This window comes from Methanobacterium sp. (genome assembly GCF_038562635.1).
Classification (GTDB): domain Archaea; phylum Methanobacteriota; class Methanobacteria; order Methanobacteriales; family Methanobacteriaceae; genus Methanobacterium_D.
Map to the genome: position 1 here is coordinate 912,245 of NZ_JBCFBO010000001.1, position 17,275 is coordinate 929,519.

Below are 17,275 nucleotides of genomic sequence, written 5' to 3' on the forward strand. Positions count from 1 at the left end.
GATCCGGTGTGACTATCCCTGCAAAGTCGCTCATCTTTCAGTCTCAAACTTTAAGCTTGCTATTTTTATTTTAGAAAAATATATTTTGTAATGCTTTAATATAACTAATGTAAATTGTGTTATACAAAAATTTAACATTTAATTGATGTTTTTATAGCAATATATCTATTAATAGGTTGATTAATTTCTAAAAAGGAAAACGTATATATTGCATATCGTATAAATCCAAGAAAGTAAATCAATTTCCACATAGGTTAATAAAATGAAAGATAAAAAAACGTCTCTTTTAGCATTTGCTATAGGTGGGCCTATCGGCTGTTTAGGTGGATTAATAGGTTTAGGCGGGGCTGAATTTAGACTCCCTTTCCTACTGAAAACATTTAGTAAACCTGCTAAAAAAGCAGTAGCATTAAACATGTTAATAAGTTTAATCACAGTTGTATCGGCCATATATTTTAGAATGAATAATTTTGATATCTCCGTTATTGTTCCTCAAGTACTGTTAATGATTGCAATCATCGTAGGCTCTACTACAGGTGCTTACTTTGGAATAGGAATGTTAACTAAAATATCTGATACTTTGTTTAAAAAAGTACTGTTAATATTGCTTTTAATCATGGGATTGCTCCTTATTAGTGAAAGTTTCATTACCTTCGGTTCAATGGGCATAATGTTTGGCAATCTATATATAGAGCTAATTGTAGCTGTATTCTGTGGGATACTTATCGGAATCATCAGTAGCCTCTTAGGGGTTGCCGGCGGAGAAGTTATAATCCCCATATTAATTTTACTCTTTGGAATAGATGTTAAATTAGCAGGGACGATGAGTTTAATCATCAGTTTACCTACCATGCTTGTTGGAATCACAAGACATGCCAAAAATAAAATGTACACTGAAAAGTCTGAACTCAGCTCGTTAGTCTTGCCAATGGGTATAGCCTCTATAATTGGTGCTTCAATAGGTGCATTCTTAGTCATATACGCCCCTTCACAGTTATTAAAAATCATATTAGGCGCGTTACTGATATTTACATCTATTAAAATACTCACTGAAAAAGATTAATATCATTATTACTATTTTTTCTTTTTTATCTTCTATTGTACTCCATTACTATTTTAAAGTCTTTAAATGTGCAAAAATTAATGTATCTATTTTTATAATACTTTAAAGCATTAATAAATTATTTTGAAGTTTCTAATTGTGCATGTAATTACCCACAGTTCAGAAAAACAAAAATAAATATATAACTAGCAGATAACCATGTTCCTGTTGTCCATACACCTAATTTCAACCCCATCTTAAATTCTTTTAAAGTATTACATAGATTACATAATATTTTCAACCCATTTTATTGTCCCTTACACAGCTCTTCATCAAATAATTTAAAGATTTTTACACCATAATACGTATTTTTGGTGTCAGGAATACCTCTATAAATGGCAAATCCTCCTTTTTCATGTTCTAGCTTATGCACGAATTTTAAAACACTGTTTAAAATTTTTATCACCTACAATTCAAATTTTAAAACATCGTCTAAAATTTTCCTATCGTCAAATTTTAAAACACTGTTTAAAATTTTTATCACCTACAATTCAAATTTTAAAACATCGTCTAAAATTTTCCTATCGTCAAATTTTAAAACACTGTTTAAAATTTTTATCACCTACAATTCAAATTTTAAAACACCACTTAAAATTTTGTTTTTTCAATAGTCATCTAAACCATTTAATCCTAATTTTCAGGTTTAAGTACTTTTTCACCGTATAAGCTAACTCCAAATGCCCCTAAAGGTGCCGTAAATATTATTGCAATTACAGCTATAGCTAAAATTAACTGTCCAGAAGCTACCCCCATAGCAAGAGGAATACCACCTATAGCTGCCTGTACAGTGGCTTTAGGTATATAAGCTATTATACAAAAGATTTTTTCCTGCATATTAAGGTTTGAACCAATTAATGATAAATATACGCCTGCACTTCTTGCCATTAAGCCTATTGTGATTATGATTATGCCTACGAGTGCAAATGAAGCTGCAAGGTATATGTTTACCTGAGCACCTACAAGGACAAAGAGCAATATTTCCGCAAATATCCAGATCTTATCAAATTTGTCTGAAATTTGAGCTCCAAGTTCCGGCATTCTCTCTAATATCACAAATCCTATAACCATTACACCAACTAATGCTGCTACTGGAATGATACTACTTAATGCATCACCAAGGTTCTTTAATAGGATTGCAGATGCTAGAATTATAAGTGTTTTTTCTGTATTGTGTATATTAAAGTGTTTGAATAAGTACACTAAAAGTACTGCGACAATTAGTCCAAACAAGATTCCTAATGCAAACTGTATTGGAATACTGGCTACAGCAAGTAAATAATTTACCTGCTGGCCTCCATATAATCCCAAAAATATTGAAAATATTGTTATAGAAACTACATCATCCACGGAAGCTCCAGTTAGTATAATGAGTGGTATTCCCTTTTTGGTTCCCATTCTTCTTTTTATAAATGATAACATTTGAGGCACAATAACAGCTGGAGATACTGCTGCAATAACAAAACCTAACATTCCTGCTTCAATAAATGGTAATCCCAGAAGATAATGAGCAGCAAACATTACTGTAAGTCCTTCTATTACGTCTGGAATGAAGCTCATTTTAACTGCAGAACTTCCAACTTTTCGCAAAGTTTCCATATGGATTCCAAAACCTGCCCTCAATAAGATTATGATAAGTGCAATTGCCCTTAAATCTCCAGATATATTCAAAATTGCAGGATCAATTAAATTTAATACGTAAGGCCCAATTATAATACCTAAAACTAACATTCCTAATAATCCTGGCAATTTAATCTTCTTAAATAATTTACTTGCTAATAAACCAAGTAATAAAATAATGGCTATGCTGAAGATAACATGCTGAAATTCCATTTAAAACACATCCCCCTCAATTTTATGGAGTGTGCTTTTCAATAAAATAATATTTAAATAAAATTTAGATTCATTAAAATAATCATATTTAAAAATAAGACTGTCTAATGGGATTTTTACACTTAACATTTCGCTTCTTCCTCTTTTATAATTTTTTATAGGAGTCATCAGCTCATTTTTAAGCGGTTAAGGCGAACCCCATCGCCATACAAAATATATCCCTTTTTTATATAAATACTTTAAAAGTGGATATTCAAAATAATAAATAATTTAAATAGTTGGGGATGATTGGGTCTTAAATGATCCCAGCCATAGTGCCTTTTACGTTTTTAAAATAGGATATTAACTGAAAATGAATTGAAAATTCATCTTCGCGTTTACTTTAAAAAAATAGAAATTTTAACATAATATATGGTTTAATTCAAATTTAAAATTTATTCTATTTCCAGAGAGAAAGAATCCTGGAATAAATCTTTAACTACCTGTAAATCCTGTTCATTTAATCTTGTTATTGCCCCATCACTGGTATTTCGGAAGTAATAATCAGCGTCTACTATTTGCCCGCTGTTATCTATGTACAGGTAAAGCCCATCTACAAAATCTTCAGGATTGTCTGATGGAAGGAATATTTCAAGCCTTATAAGTATTTCAGACCCCTGAATACTTTCATGTAATTCTTCTCGTTTAGCATCATCTTGAAGAGCTTCTTTAAACCATGCCATTCTCGATTTAAGCTCCTGCCCTACTTTTTCAGTATACAATTCATCGTCGGGTTCCATAATAACACCTTGTTTTTATATTAATAATTATATCTGTTTTTTTATTATATACTATTTGTTCTTTTCTAAATTATCCGAACTATTTAAGAGTTAAATTCTATTGTATTTTAAATGTTGCAGGTTAAAGAGTTTTTTTAAATTTTTGCAATCTAATTTAGATAATATTCTTATTTAACTCCAATAGGGTTTCTATTAACCTATCAAAACTTACAGTTTTGATGTTTGCAAATCTTTCAAAAACCTCGGTTTTTGGAGCCCTCGAACACGGAGTATTCGGGGCCACGAAACTATCGAAAATCTACGATTTTCGATGCATCAAAACGAAGTTTTGATAGCGTTTGGGGCCACGAAACTTACAGTTTCGTTGGCGCAACAAACTAAGTTTTTGCATGCTTTGTGTTTGAGGGTTCTATTGCAAATTGATATATAATTTCAAATATATTAGGATATATTATAACTATTAACCGATTTCTATGACAAATAAATCCCTGAAATGTCGTATTTATATAGTGAATATAATCAAATTATATTTTTACTATCAATAGCTATTTTTAGAAATTCTCTAAAATATAGCGGGGTATATCCACAACCTGGTCTACTTTATCTATTATCACACTGTCACCTGTTGCAACTATTGCATTTTTAAGCTTTGATAGCTTTATAATTTCAGTATCAACAGTTTTAGATAGACAAACATTTCCCTGAATGTTATGTTCTTCCATAATTTTTTTTGTAAGACCCGCGAGCTTACCGCTGAAACTTACAGGACTATCAAAGAAAAAACAGGTGTATGATGGAGCATATGAACTTATTAAATCTAAAATTTTGTTAAGTGCCATCTCTGAGGCATTATTAAATTTATATTTTCCAAAAACAGCGTTTAAATCCCTTATAATCATATCATCACATAAAATGATGGAATCATAATCTTCATTGTACAGGCTTTCAACTGTAATAAGAACGTTGTAGCCGTCTATTAAAAGAAGCTCGTCCTTTATTTTAGAGATATCAATGATTTTTTTCTGCCGCTTCTTCGATATTAAATCCGAAAAAATAGACCTCGCAAGGTAATTTCTCTCATCTTTATTTAACACATATTTATTTGCAACAAATTGTAGAGCACCTTTCTTTCTATAACCTCGGTTAAGAAGAAATCTCAGATCAAATGCTGCTTTCTTAAGCTTATTTTTTTCAATCTGCATAATCGTTAAAAAAATAGTAATTTGAATATATTAATTTATTCAGCCTTTTCTTTTTGCTACTATTATAGGCACCCTGTCAGATGCATCTTCTGCACGGTCTGCGATATTACCTATTTTTTCTGCGATATTTTTAAGTTCCATAAACTTTAAAATGCTAATTTCTTCAGATCTATAGGATTCATAAAGTCTGCTGATTATCCTTCTTTCTACAATATCTCCTTCATCTTCTTTTTTTTCTATATCATGTGTTTTAGAAAGAGCAGCACCTAAATCAACATCAAGCATTTCTATACAATCTCTAAGTAATGCAACTGCATCACACGATGCTTTAACAAGTTCTATGAAATCTTCTTTAAATGATTCAGGAAAGGTTATTTTCCCTAGAGATATGGAATATGCCGTTGATTCAACGGCATCAGCAACAGAATCCACTTGTTCTGCAAGATTTATTCTGTCTTCTCTATCAAATGGTAGAAATGCTCCTTTGAAAAATTCAATTTCCATTTTTCTCCTGATTTCATCTGCTTCCTTTTCAATCCGGCTTATTTCATTAACATCGTCGTCCATAGGATCAAAATCATGTTCATAATAATGTTCCATAACATCTACAAGCTTATAAACGCATTGATAAACCAGTTCAACATGTAATTTTGAAAGTTTCTCAACTTCAGTTTCTTTGCCAAAAAATCTTTTCATTTTTATCCCTTTATAATTTAATCACAGTTTTAATTGGATAATTATCAGATTAAATCATGAAGAAGTCGAATTGCATCCAGTAATCCGTGTGCATATGTTGCGCATCCAAAGGAAGTTATGTAATCCTGTTTTTCCAGATAATATTTTGTATCTTCAAAGTAGCTTATGGCTCTTTCAATTATCTCATTTTCATTATCATCTATTTTTATGGATTCTATTTCTTTTATATTTTTTGTAAATAATTCAATATCTTTTTCAATACGCTGGATGGTGTGTTTTTCATCGTACATGCTATCTATCCCATATTATCCTATTTATCCTTCTTTAACTGTTTCCATGCATGGTATACTCTTTGTAAAACGGTGAAATATCCAAGTACCATTATTAAAATTACAGCAAGTGCCATGAAATAGTTTGAACCTATTATCACACTTAAAAATGCGCCGGCCACCAGAATAACAAGGCGTTCTGCCCTTTCGGCTATACCAACACTGCCGCTGATTCCTTCTACCTCTATCCTGGCCCTTACATAACTCACACTTAAAGACGCATGCAGCGCTAAAATTCCAATGAGCCAGTTTACAGAACCTCCGTATATTATACCAATCAAAATAAATGCATCTGCAAACCTGTCAGCAGTTGAATCAAGGATACCTCCAAAAGGTGTTTCAGCAGCATGGTTCCTTGCAACTGCCCCGTCAATTACATCGGCCAGGCCGCTTACAAGTATAAAAATTCCACCCATCAGTAAATCGCCACGTGCAAACATATATGCAGATAAAAGACTTATTAAAAGTCCAATTATAGTGAGGATATTTGGATTTATTTTGATCCGTTTTGCAATGGGGTCTATGAATAATTTAAGCTGTGGTCGTAATCTATTAAGCATACTGGATAATTATTTAATTCCTAAAGATAAAACTTTGGATAATCAATATAGCTACAAAATTACATGAATTCCAAATTATATAAAAGATGCAATATATAGTGAATAATCACATATTTTTGACTAATATTCGTAATAAATTTGTTTATATGCTTTAAATTTAATTTCAACTCAAAAATAAGGGTTTAAAAAGTTATGTTACTACTACAAATTAAATTATTTCAATTTTATTTAAATAAACGGATGATTAAATGAAAATACTCAAAATTAATGCAGATAATCCAGAAAAAGAGAAAATTAAAGAGGCAGTTAGTGTTTTAAAAAGAGGAGGCACTATAGTTTACCCAACAGATACAGTTTACGGCATTGGGGCAAATATATTTGACGCAGAAGCCACCCAAAAAGTATATCAAATTAAGAAAAGGTCATATTCAAAACCAATATCTGCATGTGTTTCTAAAATTCAAGATATACATAAAATAGCACATATGGATAAAAATACTGAAAAAATGGTTCAAAAAATCCTTCCAGGCCCATTTACAGTGATTTTAAAGAAAAAAGAGAATGTACCTTCCATACTTACTTCAGGTAGAGCAAAAATTGGGATAAGAATTCCCGACAGTAAAGTTTGTATGGAACTTTCAAGCCAATTTCCAATAACAACGACGAGTGCTAATATTTCCGGTGAAAAGATTCCAGAATCATTAGATGGTATTTTAAAGCAGCTTGATGATAACATCGATTTAATTCTTGATGCAGGATTATGCAAACATGGAATTCATTCCACTGTAATTGACATGACTGCCTCACCTAAAATTGTGAGAAAAGGTGCAATTGTACCTGATTTTGATTGTTAGTTGATTAAACCCAAAAATTGTGCTCCTATAATTAAATATTCTTTTAAATCTTCATAAGCATTTAAACTAGCCATTGTCCACAAAAATAAGCCCAAAAAAATACATGCAGTTAATTTGGTTTTTGAACTTGAGTTTAACATGTGCTCATTTATGATTTTTGCAATATTTATTATTACTGAATCAAGAGTTCAATACTTAAATAGAACAATGAGAAGTTATGAATATTCCTCTTGAAGAGAATTATACCAGCCCTCAGGTGTTCCCCCATTCAGTTTGGGTATTACATAACTTTTAAATAGAGTTCCAATCAAAACTTTGAACATGCCCCTGTGTTTAAACAGGTATTTTGGCCTTGTATAAAATTTGAGATATGCTTTGTTCAGTTTTCTTTCAACTAACTTTTTAGTCAGCCCTAATTTTTCATAATTTACAACAGAATCCAGAACAGTATATTTGCTCCAATCTTCCGTATCAAGGAGTCCTTTTTGTTTTAATTCATAATATATAGGAGTTCCTGGAAATGGAGTGAGTATTGAAAATTGACTGTAATCAGGATCAAGCTTTATTGAAAAATCAATAGTCTGGTCCATCTCTTGAGCTGTTTCACCCGGATAACCCAACATAAATGACCCTAAAACATTAATATCAACATTTTTAGCTGCTTTAATAGCATCTTCAGCTTGCTTCAGCGTGATGCCTTTCCCCATAAGATCTAAAACACGCTGAGAACCTGATTCAATTCCACAGTACAATGTACTCATACCTGCACTTTTTAAAGACTCTAAAAGCTCCTGATTCACAGTATCTACCCTTGAAGAAGTTACAAAGCTTATATCAAGGCCCCTATTTTTGATCTCATCAGCTACTGCCTGGGCCCTTCGCTTATTTAACATGAATATATCATCTAAAAACGCTATGTCATTTACACCATATTTATAAACGAGCTCTTCCAGTTCATCCACAACATTTTCAGGGCTGCGGCTCCTGAATTTTTTACCCATGATAAGTGATGAAGAACAGTAGTTACAATTAAAAACACATCCTCGACTTGTTATCATCCCCCCAGCTTGACTTTGAGACGTTTTATACTCTTTAAAAGGTATAAGATGCCTTGCTGGGAACGGCAAGTCATCTAAATTCTTTATTAAAGGTCTTGGAGGTGTTGAATTAATTTTACCATTATCCCGGTAAACTATTCCTTTAACGTTTGCAAAGTTCTTAAGTTCGTTCTTCCTGTACTCTTCAGCAGTTTCAGTTAGTGTTTCTTCACCTTCACCTACAACAACAACATCCAATGCATCTTCGGCTTCTAAAGTTCCTTCAGGCGTAAAAGTAGGGTGAGAGCCACCTATTACAGTTAAAGTGTTAGGAAGAAGTTCTTTAATGGCTTTAACATATTTTAAAGCATTTTTTATCGTAGCTGTGGTAGCAGTAACCCCCACAACCAATGGATCAATTTTTGAGGCTAAACTTGCCATTTTCAAGGATCCCACTTGATAAAGGTCATCATCAAATATCTTAACAGACATTGAACCTTTTTCAAGTGCTGCCGCCAGATACATGAGGTTCAAAGGAGGAACTCTAAGACCCAATCCATTAGTTACGTGGCCTTTATCCATGGGATTTATAAGTAAAACTTCGACACTATTCATGTTTTTTGGTCTCCATTTTTAATATCAAATTTTCATGATGACTTTCGTGAGTTTCAATGGATATTCTGTCTTTAAGAGTTTTCCACTCTTTCTGATTATTTATACATCCAGGATCCGGTGCTAAAATGTCATCAAAGTAATTATATGCTCTTGCCCTGCAGCCCCCGCAGATATGCCTGGAATTACATTCCCCACATTGCCCTTCAAGTATTTCTTTATCTCTGAGTTGATGCAGAACGTTATTATTCATCCATATATCTTCAAAATTGTTATCCATTAAATTGCCGAGCTTAACTTCTTCTTTATGAGGGAAAAATACACAGGGGTAAATATCCCCATTGGGTTCGATGCTCATATAAAATCGTCCGGCACCACAGCCCCCTATAAATTCTGCAAGCTGCATCAGCGCAGGATTTGTATATTCAGGGTTATAAAAGTGGGTTGGTATCATGGCTGAATCTTTTGAAACCATTGACTCCGCCACAGGAGCATATTGAGGTGCTGTTGATAAAATTTGCATTTCACCCTTCTTATTTTCGACATAAGCTGCCTCAAGAAGTTCAGATCTATCCTTTGGAGAGAGGTCCATATCTACAATTTCAGTTCCATTTCCAGTGGGTATAAAATTGTACAGCATAAACCAGTTTACATCCAAATCCCTTACAAAATCGATCATTTCAGGAATTTCATCAATATTATATTCAGTTACAGTTGTCGCCACCTCAACAAAGATGCCTGCATCCACAAAATTCTCCACAGCTGAAACTGCCCTTTCCCATGCACCATTAACTCTTCTAAATGAATCATGAGTCTTTGAACTTGTTCCATCCAGACTTATCTGGATAAATTCCAGTCCTGCATCAATAAATTTCTGTGATTTCCCTTTATCGGCTAGAGTATAACCATTGGTAGCCATAGCTGCACACATTCCATTATTTTCAGTGTGCTTTATAAAATCAAGAATATGATGATGAATTGTTGGTTCGCCGCCAGAAAAAGCAATAGAAGTCACTCCCGATTTTGCCATGCGGTCTAAACCATTAATAACATCTTTAGAAGGGAGCTCATTTTTACCCCGCTTACCCGCACTTTCATAACAGTGCACACACTGCATATTACACGCTTTTGTAATATTCCAAACTATTTGAAATGGTGCTCCTGGAACAAAAGGTCTTTTAACGCCGAATAAAGCAATTCCTTTAAGTACACTGGTAAGTCCCCTTATCCAGTATTCACTTTCCATAGCTTCTTTAAGTTCCTTTTCAGAAGTACCAAAACCAGTAGCACCCTTTTTAACAATATAACCTATAAGTTTAGACATCAACTTACATTTATAGCAAGCATTTTCTTCTTTTTCTAAATAAAGCTTTAAAGCGCTTTCCAATCTTATGGCTTCATCTTTTTCACAGTAAGTTAAAGTTCTCTGGAGTAAATATTTGGCTAGTGGATTATCGGTAATCCTTTTAAAGGTCCCAATCATATCCCCGACATTTAATTCATTTTCTTCAGATGGGTTCATAGCAAACGTATCCCCCTTCACATCATTCAAAATTAAAAACAATAATACCCAACTAAATGCATTAAATAATCCAAATTTAAAGTTTAATATATTAATACATTAGGTTACGATTATTTATATAATTTTTTATATGTCACCAAATACACACCGCCAAATTGTATAAACATGTCTTATAACTGCATAACTAATTAAATTCAAAGAATAGAGAATACCAAACTAATTTTAATGCGCTTTAATTCGTTAAAGCTTGTATTAAATTTAAAATATATCCACCAAAATTATTTTTATTATGATATGCAAACAGTTAATGATGGAAATCAACTTATTTACAAATTAAAATCTCTTTAATTTACGTGATTTAAACTTAATTTTGACCATCAAACTATCATGAGGTATTAACAGTGAATACATTATCTGACCTAACAAAAAACGGTAATATAGCACTAGAATGCTCAATAGACTCCATAATTGGAGGAGGAATTGAAAAAGGAACCATTACCCAATTTTATGGCCCTCCCGGATCTGGAAAAACCAACATAGCATTGAAAATGCTGGTCCAATGTGCAAAAAATGGAAAAAAAGCAGTATTTATTGATACAGAAGGTGGACTTTCCATTGAAAGGATGAAACAGATTTCTAGAGATCAATTTGATGATATAGCAGGGAATATAATAATTCTTGAACCTACAACCTTTGAGGAACAATATGAAGCAATAAAAAAGATAGAACACAGTCTAAAATCCGGAGAAAAGGATATAGATCTAATAATTTTAGATTCTGCAGTTGCTCTATACAGGTTAAAAGATGGAGGGCAAACTGAGATCAATAGAGATCTTAGCAAACAAATGGGACTCCTCTCAATGATTGCAAGGAAATATGATATTGCAGTAGTTGTAACAAATCATATATATTCCATTTTTGATGAAGAAGGAGCAATAGAACCCATAGGTGGAACCATCCTAAAATACTGGAGTAAAATTATAATTGAACTTGTAAAAGATGAAAATGGAGAACGATTTGCCATATTAAAAAGACATAGAAGTAAACCAGACGGACTTAAGGTTAAATTTGAAATTGTTAATAGTGGGTTAAGATAAGGATGATATTATGGCAAAAGTTAAAACTGGAATTTTACCTTTTCCAGTACCTATTTGTATTGCAGGCACGATGATAAATGGTAAGGCCAATTACGCGACTTATGGATCATTTGGACTTCTATCACCACGGCCTGAGATGTATATCTATATTGGCTCCCAAGGATCACGCTATACAAATACTGGCATAAAAGAGAATAGATACTTCAGCGTGAACATACCTTCAGAGAAGCAGATGCAAAAAACTGATTATGTAGGACTTGTTTCAGGACGTAATACCAATAAATCCACCATATTCAACTCGTTTTTCGGCGCTGTAGACACGGCACCAATGATAGAAGAATGTCCTGTAAACATACTCTGTAAACTTGTTAAAACAGCAGATCTCCCAAATCGAGAGATATTTTTTGGGGAAGTACTGGAATCCTACGTGAATGAAGAATGTATGACCGATGGGATACTCGACTTTGAGAAGATTAATCCTCTACTGTTTACAATGAACGGACCTGGAAACGCGTCGTACTGGAAACTAGGAAAAATTATTGGTGCGGCATACAAAGAAGGAAAAACCATCCTAAAATCACGATAAACGCTGCACTGAGAGCGCCAAGTGATATTTTCTAAATTTAACCCGATAGTTAACTGTACAAATATGTTCTTTATTCCAAATTAAGCTAATATTTATGAATATAGAAAACCTATAATTTTAAATAGGAGTTTTTAAAAACGATAATGTATAATTTAAGAGTTCTTTTGAATTTATAAGTTTACATTTTATCATTTTAAATGTGTTGTGAGAATTTATGATTTCACCGAAAAAATATGCAAGAGCTGCAAAAAGACTGCCGAAAGGCTTTAAAACGGTTAATGAGTTCTTTAACTACGTCTATCATGATGAAGAAATGATATGGATGGGTCAAAATACGAACCATCTCCATGAAGAAAATGATATCATGTATTCAATGCTTGATAGCGTTAAGAATAAAGATTACTGCAAATATCCCCCACCAGAAGGGTTCCCTGAGCTTAAAGATTTAATTCTTAAAGATTTAGATCTAACCAAGGGTCACGATATTTTTGTGTCTGCGGGAGGTACAGAATCACTTTACCTCTGTATGAACGACATACTGGAATCCACAGATAATGTTATAACCAGTGACCCCGGGTATCTTATCATAGATAACTTTGCAAGCAGGTTTGCCGATCATGTGACTTCAATTCCGATATACAACGAGAAATGCGGTTACAAAATGACCCCCGAACTCGTAAGGGAAAATATGGATGAGAATACAAAACTTGTATCTCTTATAGATCCTCTTAACCCGCTTGGAACCTGTTACACCAAAGAAGAGATCAAAGAATTTGCAGATATGGCAATTGACAATGACCTGTATTTGCTCCATGATATAACATACAGAGATTTTGCAAGGGAACATCATCTGGCAGCAAAATATGCTCCAGAACATACTATAACTACTTACAGTTTCTCTAAAATATATGGAATGGCAGGGTTACGTATAGGGGCTTTCATAAGCACTCCTGAAATTGTAACTTCTGCTAAAAGTATAGTTATAAACGACCTTGGAACAAACGTGGTTGCTCAAATGGGTGCTCTCGCGGCACTAAAATCCAAGTCAACATGGCTTGACCGCATTAGAGATACCACAAGGGGAAACCAGAAAATTATCAAACAGGCCGTTGACAATGTTGAAGGTGCCTTTTTACCAGTGTACCCTTCAGATGGAAACATGTTTGTAATTGACCTGTATGAAACAGGCGTTGAGCCAATTGATGTCGCGGAATTCTTACTTGAGAGGAAAATCTTTGCAAGGGAAGGTAACTACACAAGTAAATTATTTGGTCACAGATATCTAAGAGTAAGCTTTTCAATACCTAGAGCTGGCGTTGAAAAATTTGCAGTGGATTTCCAGGATGCAATGGAAGCTTTAAGACCTAAATAATAATTATTTTCTTCTTTTTTTAAAATAAATCTTATTTAACTGCTACTAATTCTAATTTACAACTTGAAAATTAAAAATTATATTACCTAATAAAATCGTTGAGCTGTTTTGTAGCTTTGCAATTACTTATCCTGTTTTTTTTAGTAAATCACATGAACTCCACATATTTACCCAACTTAGACTGCGATTTAGAATATCCTGTTCTATAATACATAACTTATTTGTTATTAATACATATACATCCCAATACGGGTCTAATTTGGGAAAAAATAATTTAAATAACAGTTACATTAATAAAATCACCATAAAATAAAAAAAGGAATTTAAATGAAAAATTTGAAAAAAATAGTACCCGTGTTAATCCTCATATTATTTTTAAGTTTAGTAATAGTATATGGGTTCAGCGGTGCTAAAACAAACTATGCCACATATTCAGGATCTTTAATGTCTTTTCAATATCCCTCTGGATGGAACGTAACCAGTACAGATAATAAAACAGTAGAAGCTAAGAAAGATGATAATAATCACTATGAAGTGGTATATCTTGGAGATTCTGAAAGATATGTTAAATATTATTTATACAGCAGTGATTTAGATTATCAAGGAAATTACAACGAAAGCAGCACCCACACTAATTACTATGTGTTTACAGATTCAGATAATTCAACATTATATTACATATTCACTAAAAATGGGAATTCTTATGAAGTAAAAGGATTAACTGAGCTTATGCTTCCAGATCCAATGCAGCAGGTCATCGCTACTATAAAATAATATTATTTTATTTTTTGTTTTTAAAAAAGCTGAACTTCTGGATTTTTAAATTATTGATTAAAATTAAAAAAATAAGAAATTAATTACGCTTTAGAACCCAATTCTCCTTTTAAAGTTAGTACTAAAGCAGCGGCTATAAGAATCAAAGTAAGATAATCACTCCAAATATACTGCCCTAAACCAAAAATTTGATACAATTCTATCGCTATTACCACTACAAACAAAATCGATGCTATCATATTCCTGTTCATTTTCTCACCCGGCTACTAATGTATATTCATATATAACATTAGCCCAGTTTATATAAATATTGCGAAAAATGGGACTAGATTACTTAAAATTAATTCTATTAACTTAAAAAGAATACACTACTACTTAAACTTGATTAGCAATTAAAATAAAAAGTTAATCTGGAAATTTAACTTTCCAGATAATAATATTCCCCTTTTTCCTTCTGTTCACGGTCAAGATAACTTCCAAATTTGTTAACACGTGGACGTTTGGTTTCTTTGTCCCTTCGGAAGGTTATTCCAACATTGGATAAGAATTTGTTCATTGCTGAGCGAAGGTCCATTGGTGATGTGGCATGACCTTCAATTCCAGGTTCACCATAAAAGACCATTGCCCTGTCAGATATGTAATCTATAAAGACTATATCGTGATCTACAATAATTGATGCTGCATGACGGCTTTCAATTATTTTCTGTATAGCCCTTGCAGCTCTTAACCTCTGTTCAACATCTAAAAATGCGGTTGGTTCGTCGAAAAGGTAAATATCTGCATCTTTTGCAAGTGTGGCTGCAACAGCAAGGCGCTGGAGTTCTCCACCACTTAAATCCTTAACTGTTTTATCCATAATCTCCTCAAGCATAAAAGGCTTTACAATTTCAGTCTTAAATATATTGGTCCCATAAGTAGGAGCTGTAGTCATTAAAAATTCCTGAACAGTTCCATCGAAGTCAGATACTAAATACTGAGGTTTATAAGCTATTGAAACCTTTTTCTTTATCTTTCCTTCATCAGGCTTGGTCACTGCCGCGAGTATTTTTGCAAAGGTTGTCTTACCAATACCGTTTGGACCAAATGCAGTGATAATTTCGTTATGTTGAATTTCCCCTTCTTCAGTTTCAATTGAAAATCCGTCATAAGATTTTTTAAGTGCAGTATATTCTGCAAGGGTCTCACCTTCAATTATTTCAGCTGGAGGCCTTACCTCAAAGATTATTGGCTGTCTCCTGATCCTCACATTTTCCTCTTTTAAAAATCCGCCAATGTACGCATTAATTCCAACCCTAACTCCCCTCATCTGTGCCACCACACCATAAGCTCCAGGATGACCATATAATATATGTACATAATCAGACATTGCATCAAGTGCAGCTAAATCGTGTTCTATGACCATTACAGATTTTCCTTCTTCTGCAAGATCTCTTATAACTTTTACTGCGTTTAACCTCTGTCTAACATCTAACCATGATGTTGGTTCGTCAAAATAATAAAAATCCGCGTCTTTTAAGGCTGCTGCTGCTATTGCTATTCTTTGAAGTTCCCCACCACTGAGCTTGGAAATGTCCCTATCCATTATTTGATCTATTTCCAGAGTTTTTGATACTTCATCCAATTTGTTTCTTTCATCAACATGATTAAGGAGATTTCCAACTTTTCCTTTCACCACTTTCGGCAGCATATCCACCATTTGAGGTTTATGAGAAGTTTTTACGTTTCCTTCAGATAATTTCTTAAAATAAGACTGAAGCTGCGAACCTTTGAAGTAATTTATTATTTCTTCCCATTCAGGTTCTGCTTCATAGTCTCCCAAATTCGGTTTTAATTCTCCAGAAAGTATTTTTATAATTGTTGATTTCCCTATACCGTTTGGACCTAAAATCCCCACCACAGACCCTTCTTTTATGTTGGGAAGTCCAAATAATTCAAACTGGTTCTGACCGTATCTGTGTATCGGTTCTTCCAAAGCTTCAGGAAGATTTATAATATTTACTGCACCTAAATAGCACCTTTTTGTACATATTCCGCATCCTTGGCATAATTCCTCTGAAAATACTGCTTTTTTAGTTTTAGGATCAATAGTTATGGTGTCTTCTTCCATTCTGACCCCTGGACAGTACTCAATACATACATAGTTGCATTTTTTAGGCTGACATCGATCATGATCTAATATTGCAATTCTTGTCAATCTATCACCAAAATTAGTTTATATTAATAATCAGATTTTACCTTAAACGAAGATATCATCCCTAATTTTCAACTGAAACAATAAATTTTCAAATCAACTTTTTAAAATGCCCGAAAATCTGAGATTTTCGAGGGCTTTAAAAAAGGATTGATCAAAAACACATCTCAATTAATCAAGTTTAACCTTAAATCAAATTATCATCTCTATTTTCAACTGAAACAATAAATTTTCTAATTACTATTTTTATAAAGATAATATATAAAAATTTGCCGTGCTGATTAAAGATCAAAATTTAAATTTAACAGCCACACGTATTCATAATTTAGGATCAAACTATAATAAAAAACACCTAAAAAGTATGCAATTCTAAAAATAAAAAAAAGTTAAAGTAAAAAAAGAAAATTACATTTTTACTCTTGTTCTGACAGCTAATTCAATGTCTGATGCTTTAACTGTTTTTCTTCCAGCGTGTTTTGCAAGTTTAACAGCTTCTGAAGCTATTTCTTCACCCATTTCTTCCAATACTTTTGTTAACTCGTCCCTTGCATCATCACTTATTCTTTGAGCACCAGCATTTTTTATGATTCTTCCAACTGGAGCAATTGGTAATTCAGTCATACATATCACCTCATTCTTTTATTAGTACTCCATAGTATTTAAATTTGTCGATTTTATTGAGTTTACATAATTCTTATTTGAATTGTGACTTCAATTAAATCCATAATCAAA

18 protein-coding genes and 1 riboswitch are annotated in these 17,275 nt (G+C 32.9%); of the genes, 6 read left to right on the forward strand and 12 right to left on the reverse strand.

Annotated features, from left to right (window positions below; all coding sequences use genetic code 11):
• The first annotated feature begins 262 nt into the window (after positions 1–262).
• Positions 263–1,063, forward strand: coding sequence for a sulfite exporter TauE/SafE family protein (locus AAGU07_RS04490; RefSeq protein ID WP_342457976.1), 801 nt, complete (start codon positions 263–265; stop codon positions 1,061–1,063).
• 286 nt (positions 1,064–1,349) lie between these two features.
• On the opposite strand, the gene AAGU07_RS04495 is transcribed toward AAGU07_RS04490, so the two are convergent.
• The 7 genes from AAGU07_RS04495 to pgsA all read right to left on the reverse strand — a co-directional run bounded on the left by AAGU07_RS04495 (position 1,350) and on the right by pgsA (position 6,498).
• On the reverse strand, positions 1,350–1,475 hold the full coding sequence (locus AAGU07_RS04495; protein WP_342457977.1) for a hypothetical protein: 126 nt from the start codon (positions 1,473–1,475) through the stop codon (positions 1,350–1,352).
• 257 nt (positions 1,476–1,732) lie between these two features.
• Entirely contained in the window at positions 1,733–2,932 is a 1,200-nt protein-coding gene (locus AAGU07_RS04500; protein WP_342457978.1) for a cation:proton antiporter, read from the reverse strand.
• A 151-nt stretch (positions 2,933–3,083) separates the two neighbouring features.
• Positions 3,084–3,147: riboswitch (Fluoride riboswitch) on the reverse strand.
• A gap of 219 nt (positions 3,148–3,366) precedes the next feature.
• Positions 3,367–3,711 carry a hypothetical protein gene (locus AAGU07_RS04505; protein ID WP_342457979.1) on the reverse strand — a complete coding sequence of 115 codons (345 nt, stop codon included), beginning with the start codon at positions 3,709–3,711 and terminating at the stop codon, positions 3,367–3,369.
• Between the two features lie 551 nt (positions 3,712–4,262).
• The gene (locus AAGU07_RS04510) at positions 4,263–4,913 is read right to left on the reverse strand and encodes a DUF434 domain-containing protein (RefSeq protein ID WP_342457980.1); all 651 of its coding nucleotides are present in this window, start codon (positions 4,911–4,913) and stop codon (positions 4,263–4,265) included.
• Positions 4,914–4,952: 39 nt separating this feature from the next.
• A complete protein-coding gene (locus tag AAGU07_RS04515) occupies positions 4,953–5,609 on the reverse strand; it encodes a TIGR00153 family protein (RefSeq protein ID WP_342457981.1) in 657 nt (218 codons plus the stop codon).
• Positions 5,610–5,653: 44 nt separating this feature from the next.
• Entirely contained in the window at positions 5,654–5,899 is a 246-nt protein-coding gene (locus AAGU07_RS04520) for a DUF357 domain-containing protein (protein WP_069582912.1), read from the reverse strand.
• Positions 5,900–5,919: 20 nt separating this feature from the next.
• Positions 5,920–6,498, reverse strand: a complete 579-nt coding sequence (pgsA, locus tag AAGU07_RS04525; RefSeq protein ID WP_342457982.1) for an archaetidylinositol phosphate synthase — start codon at positions 6,496–6,498, stop codon at positions 5,920–5,922.
• Between the two features lie 248 nt (positions 6,499–6,746).
• Here pgsA and AAGU07_RS04530 point away from each other — a divergent pair, with 248 nt between their 5' ends.
• Entirely contained in the window at positions 6,747–7,352 is a 606-nt protein-coding gene (locus AAGU07_RS04530; protein ID WP_342457983.1) for an L-threonylcarbamoyladenylate synthase, read from the forward strand.
• A 215-nt stretch (positions 7,353–7,567) separates the two neighbouring features.
• Here AAGU07_RS04530 and AAGU07_RS04535 read toward each other — a convergent pair whose 3' ends face one another.
• Positions 7,568–9,004, reverse strand: coding sequence for a radical SAM protein (locus AAGU07_RS04535; RefSeq protein WP_342457984.1), 1,437 nt, complete (start codon positions 9,002–9,004; stop codon positions 7,568–7,570).
• A complete protein-coding gene (locus AAGU07_RS04540) occupies positions 8,997–10,523 on the reverse strand; it encodes a radical SAM protein (protein WP_342457985.1) in 1,527 nt (508 codons plus the stop codon). Before AAGU07_RS04540 ends, AAGU07_RS04535 begins: the two co-directional genes overlap by 8 nt.
• Before the next feature lie 401 nt (positions 10,524–10,924).
• On the opposite strand from AAGU07_RS04540, the gene radB reads away from it, so the two are divergent.
• From radB to AAGU07_RS04560, 4 genes are all read left to right on the forward strand, one after another.
• On the forward strand, positions 10,925–11,620 hold the full coding sequence (radB, locus tag AAGU07_RS04545; RefSeq protein WP_342457986.1) for a DNA repair and recombination protein RadB: 696 nt from the start codon (positions 10,925–10,927) through the stop codon (positions 11,618–11,620).
• Between the two features lie 10 nt (positions 11,621–11,630).
• Positions 11,631–12,206 (forward strand): flavin reductase family protein, encoded by a 576-nt coding sequence (locus AAGU07_RS04550; RefSeq protein WP_342457987.1) that lies wholly within the window; start codon positions 11,631–11,633, stop codon positions 12,204–12,206.
• 214 nt (positions 12,207–12,420) lie between these two features.
• Complete coding sequence (locus AAGU07_RS04555) at positions 12,421–13,578, forward strand: pyridoxal phosphate-dependent aminotransferase (RefSeq protein WP_342457988.1); 1,158 nt, start codon at positions 12,421–12,423, stop codon at positions 13,576–13,578.
• A 327-nt stretch (positions 13,579–13,905) separates the two neighbouring features.
• Positions 13,906–14,352 carry a hypothetical protein gene (locus AAGU07_RS04560; protein WP_342457989.1) on the forward strand — a complete coding sequence of 149 codons (447 nt, stop codon included), beginning with the start codon at positions 13,906–13,908 and terminating at the stop codon, positions 14,350–14,352.
• Between the two features lie 83 nt (positions 14,353–14,435).
• On the opposite strand, the gene AAGU07_RS04565 is transcribed toward AAGU07_RS04560, so the two are convergent.
• The 3 genes from AAGU07_RS04565 to AAGU07_RS04575 form a co-directional block, all read right to left on the reverse strand.
• On the reverse strand, positions 14,436–14,603 hold the full coding sequence (locus AAGU07_RS04565) for a hypothetical protein (protein WP_342457990.1): 168 nt from the start codon (positions 14,601–14,603) through the stop codon (positions 14,436–14,438).
• A 167-nt stretch (positions 14,604–14,770) separates the two neighbouring features.
• On the reverse strand, positions 14,771–16,546 hold the full coding sequence (locus AAGU07_RS04570; protein ID WP_342457991.1) for a ribosome biogenesis/translation initiation ATPase RLI: 1,776 nt from the start codon (positions 16,544–16,546) through the stop codon (positions 14,771–14,773).
• A gap of 402 nt (positions 16,547–16,948) precedes the next feature.
• Positions 16,949–17,164 carry a histone family protein gene (locus AAGU07_RS04575; RefSeq protein ID WP_069582921.1) on the reverse strand — a complete coding sequence of 72 codons (216 nt, stop codon included), beginning with the start codon at positions 17,162–17,164 and terminating at the stop codon, positions 16,949–16,951.
• Positions 17,165–17,275 lie beyond the last annotated feature (111 nt).

Coding starts and splice junctions, on each gene's coding strand:
- AAGU07_RS04530 (WP_342457983.1), top strand. CDS start 6,747: ATGAAAATACTCAAAATTAATGCAGATAATCCAGAAAAAGAGAAAATT.
- AAGU07_RS04540 (WP_342457985.1), bottom strand. CDS start 10,523: ATGAACCCATCTGAAGAAAATGAATTAAATGTCGGGGATATGATTGGG.
- AAGU07_RS04510 (WP_342457980.1), bottom strand. CDS start 4,913: ATGCAGATTGAAAAAAATAAGCTTAAGAAAGCAGCATTTGATCTGAGA.
- AAGU07_RS04535 (WP_342457984.1), bottom strand. CDS start 9,004: ATGAATAGTGTCGAAGTTTTACTTATAAATCCCATGGATAAAGGCCAC.
- AAGU07_RS04505 (WP_342457979.1), bottom strand. CDS start 3,711: ATGGAACCCGACGATGAATTGTATACTGAAAAAGTAGGGCAGGAGCTT.
- AAGU07_RS04515 (WP_342457981.1), bottom strand. CDS start 5,609: ATGAAAAGATTTTTTGGCAAAGAAACTGAAGTTGAGAAACTTTCAAAA.
- AAGU07_RS04575 (WP_069582921.1), bottom strand. CDS start 17,164: ATGACTGAATTACCAATTGCTCCAGTTGGAAGAATCATAAAAAATGCT.
- AAGU07_RS04550 (WP_342457987.1), top strand. CDS start 11,631: ATGGCAAAAGTTAAAACTGGAATTTTACCTTTTCCAGTACCTATTTGT.
- AAGU07_RS04560 (WP_342457989.1), top strand. CDS start 13,906: ATGAAAAATTTGAAAAAAATAGTACCCGTGTTAATCCTCATATTATTT.
- AAGU07_RS04555 (WP_342457988.1), top strand. CDS start 12,421: ATGATTTCACCGAAAAAATATGCAAGAGCTGCAAAAAGACTGCCGAAA.
- AAGU07_RS04490 (WP_342457976.1), top strand. CDS start 263: ATGAAAGATAAAAAAACGTCTCTTTTAGCATTTGCTATAGGTGGGCCT.
- AAGU07_RS04565 (WP_342457990.1), bottom strand. CDS start 14,603: ATGAACAGGAATATGATAGCATCGATTTTGTTTGTAGTGGTAATAGCG.
- pgsA (WP_342457982.1), bottom strand. CDS start 6,498: ATGCTTAATAGATTACGACCACAGCTTAAATTATTCATAGACCCCATT.
- AAGU07_RS04500 (WP_342457978.1), bottom strand. CDS start 2,932: ATGGAATTTCAGCATGTTATCTTCAGCATAGCCATTATTTTATTACTT.
- AAGU07_RS04520 (WP_069582912.1), bottom strand. CDS start 5,899: ATGTACGATGAAAAACACACCATCCAGCGTATTGAAAAAGATATTGAA.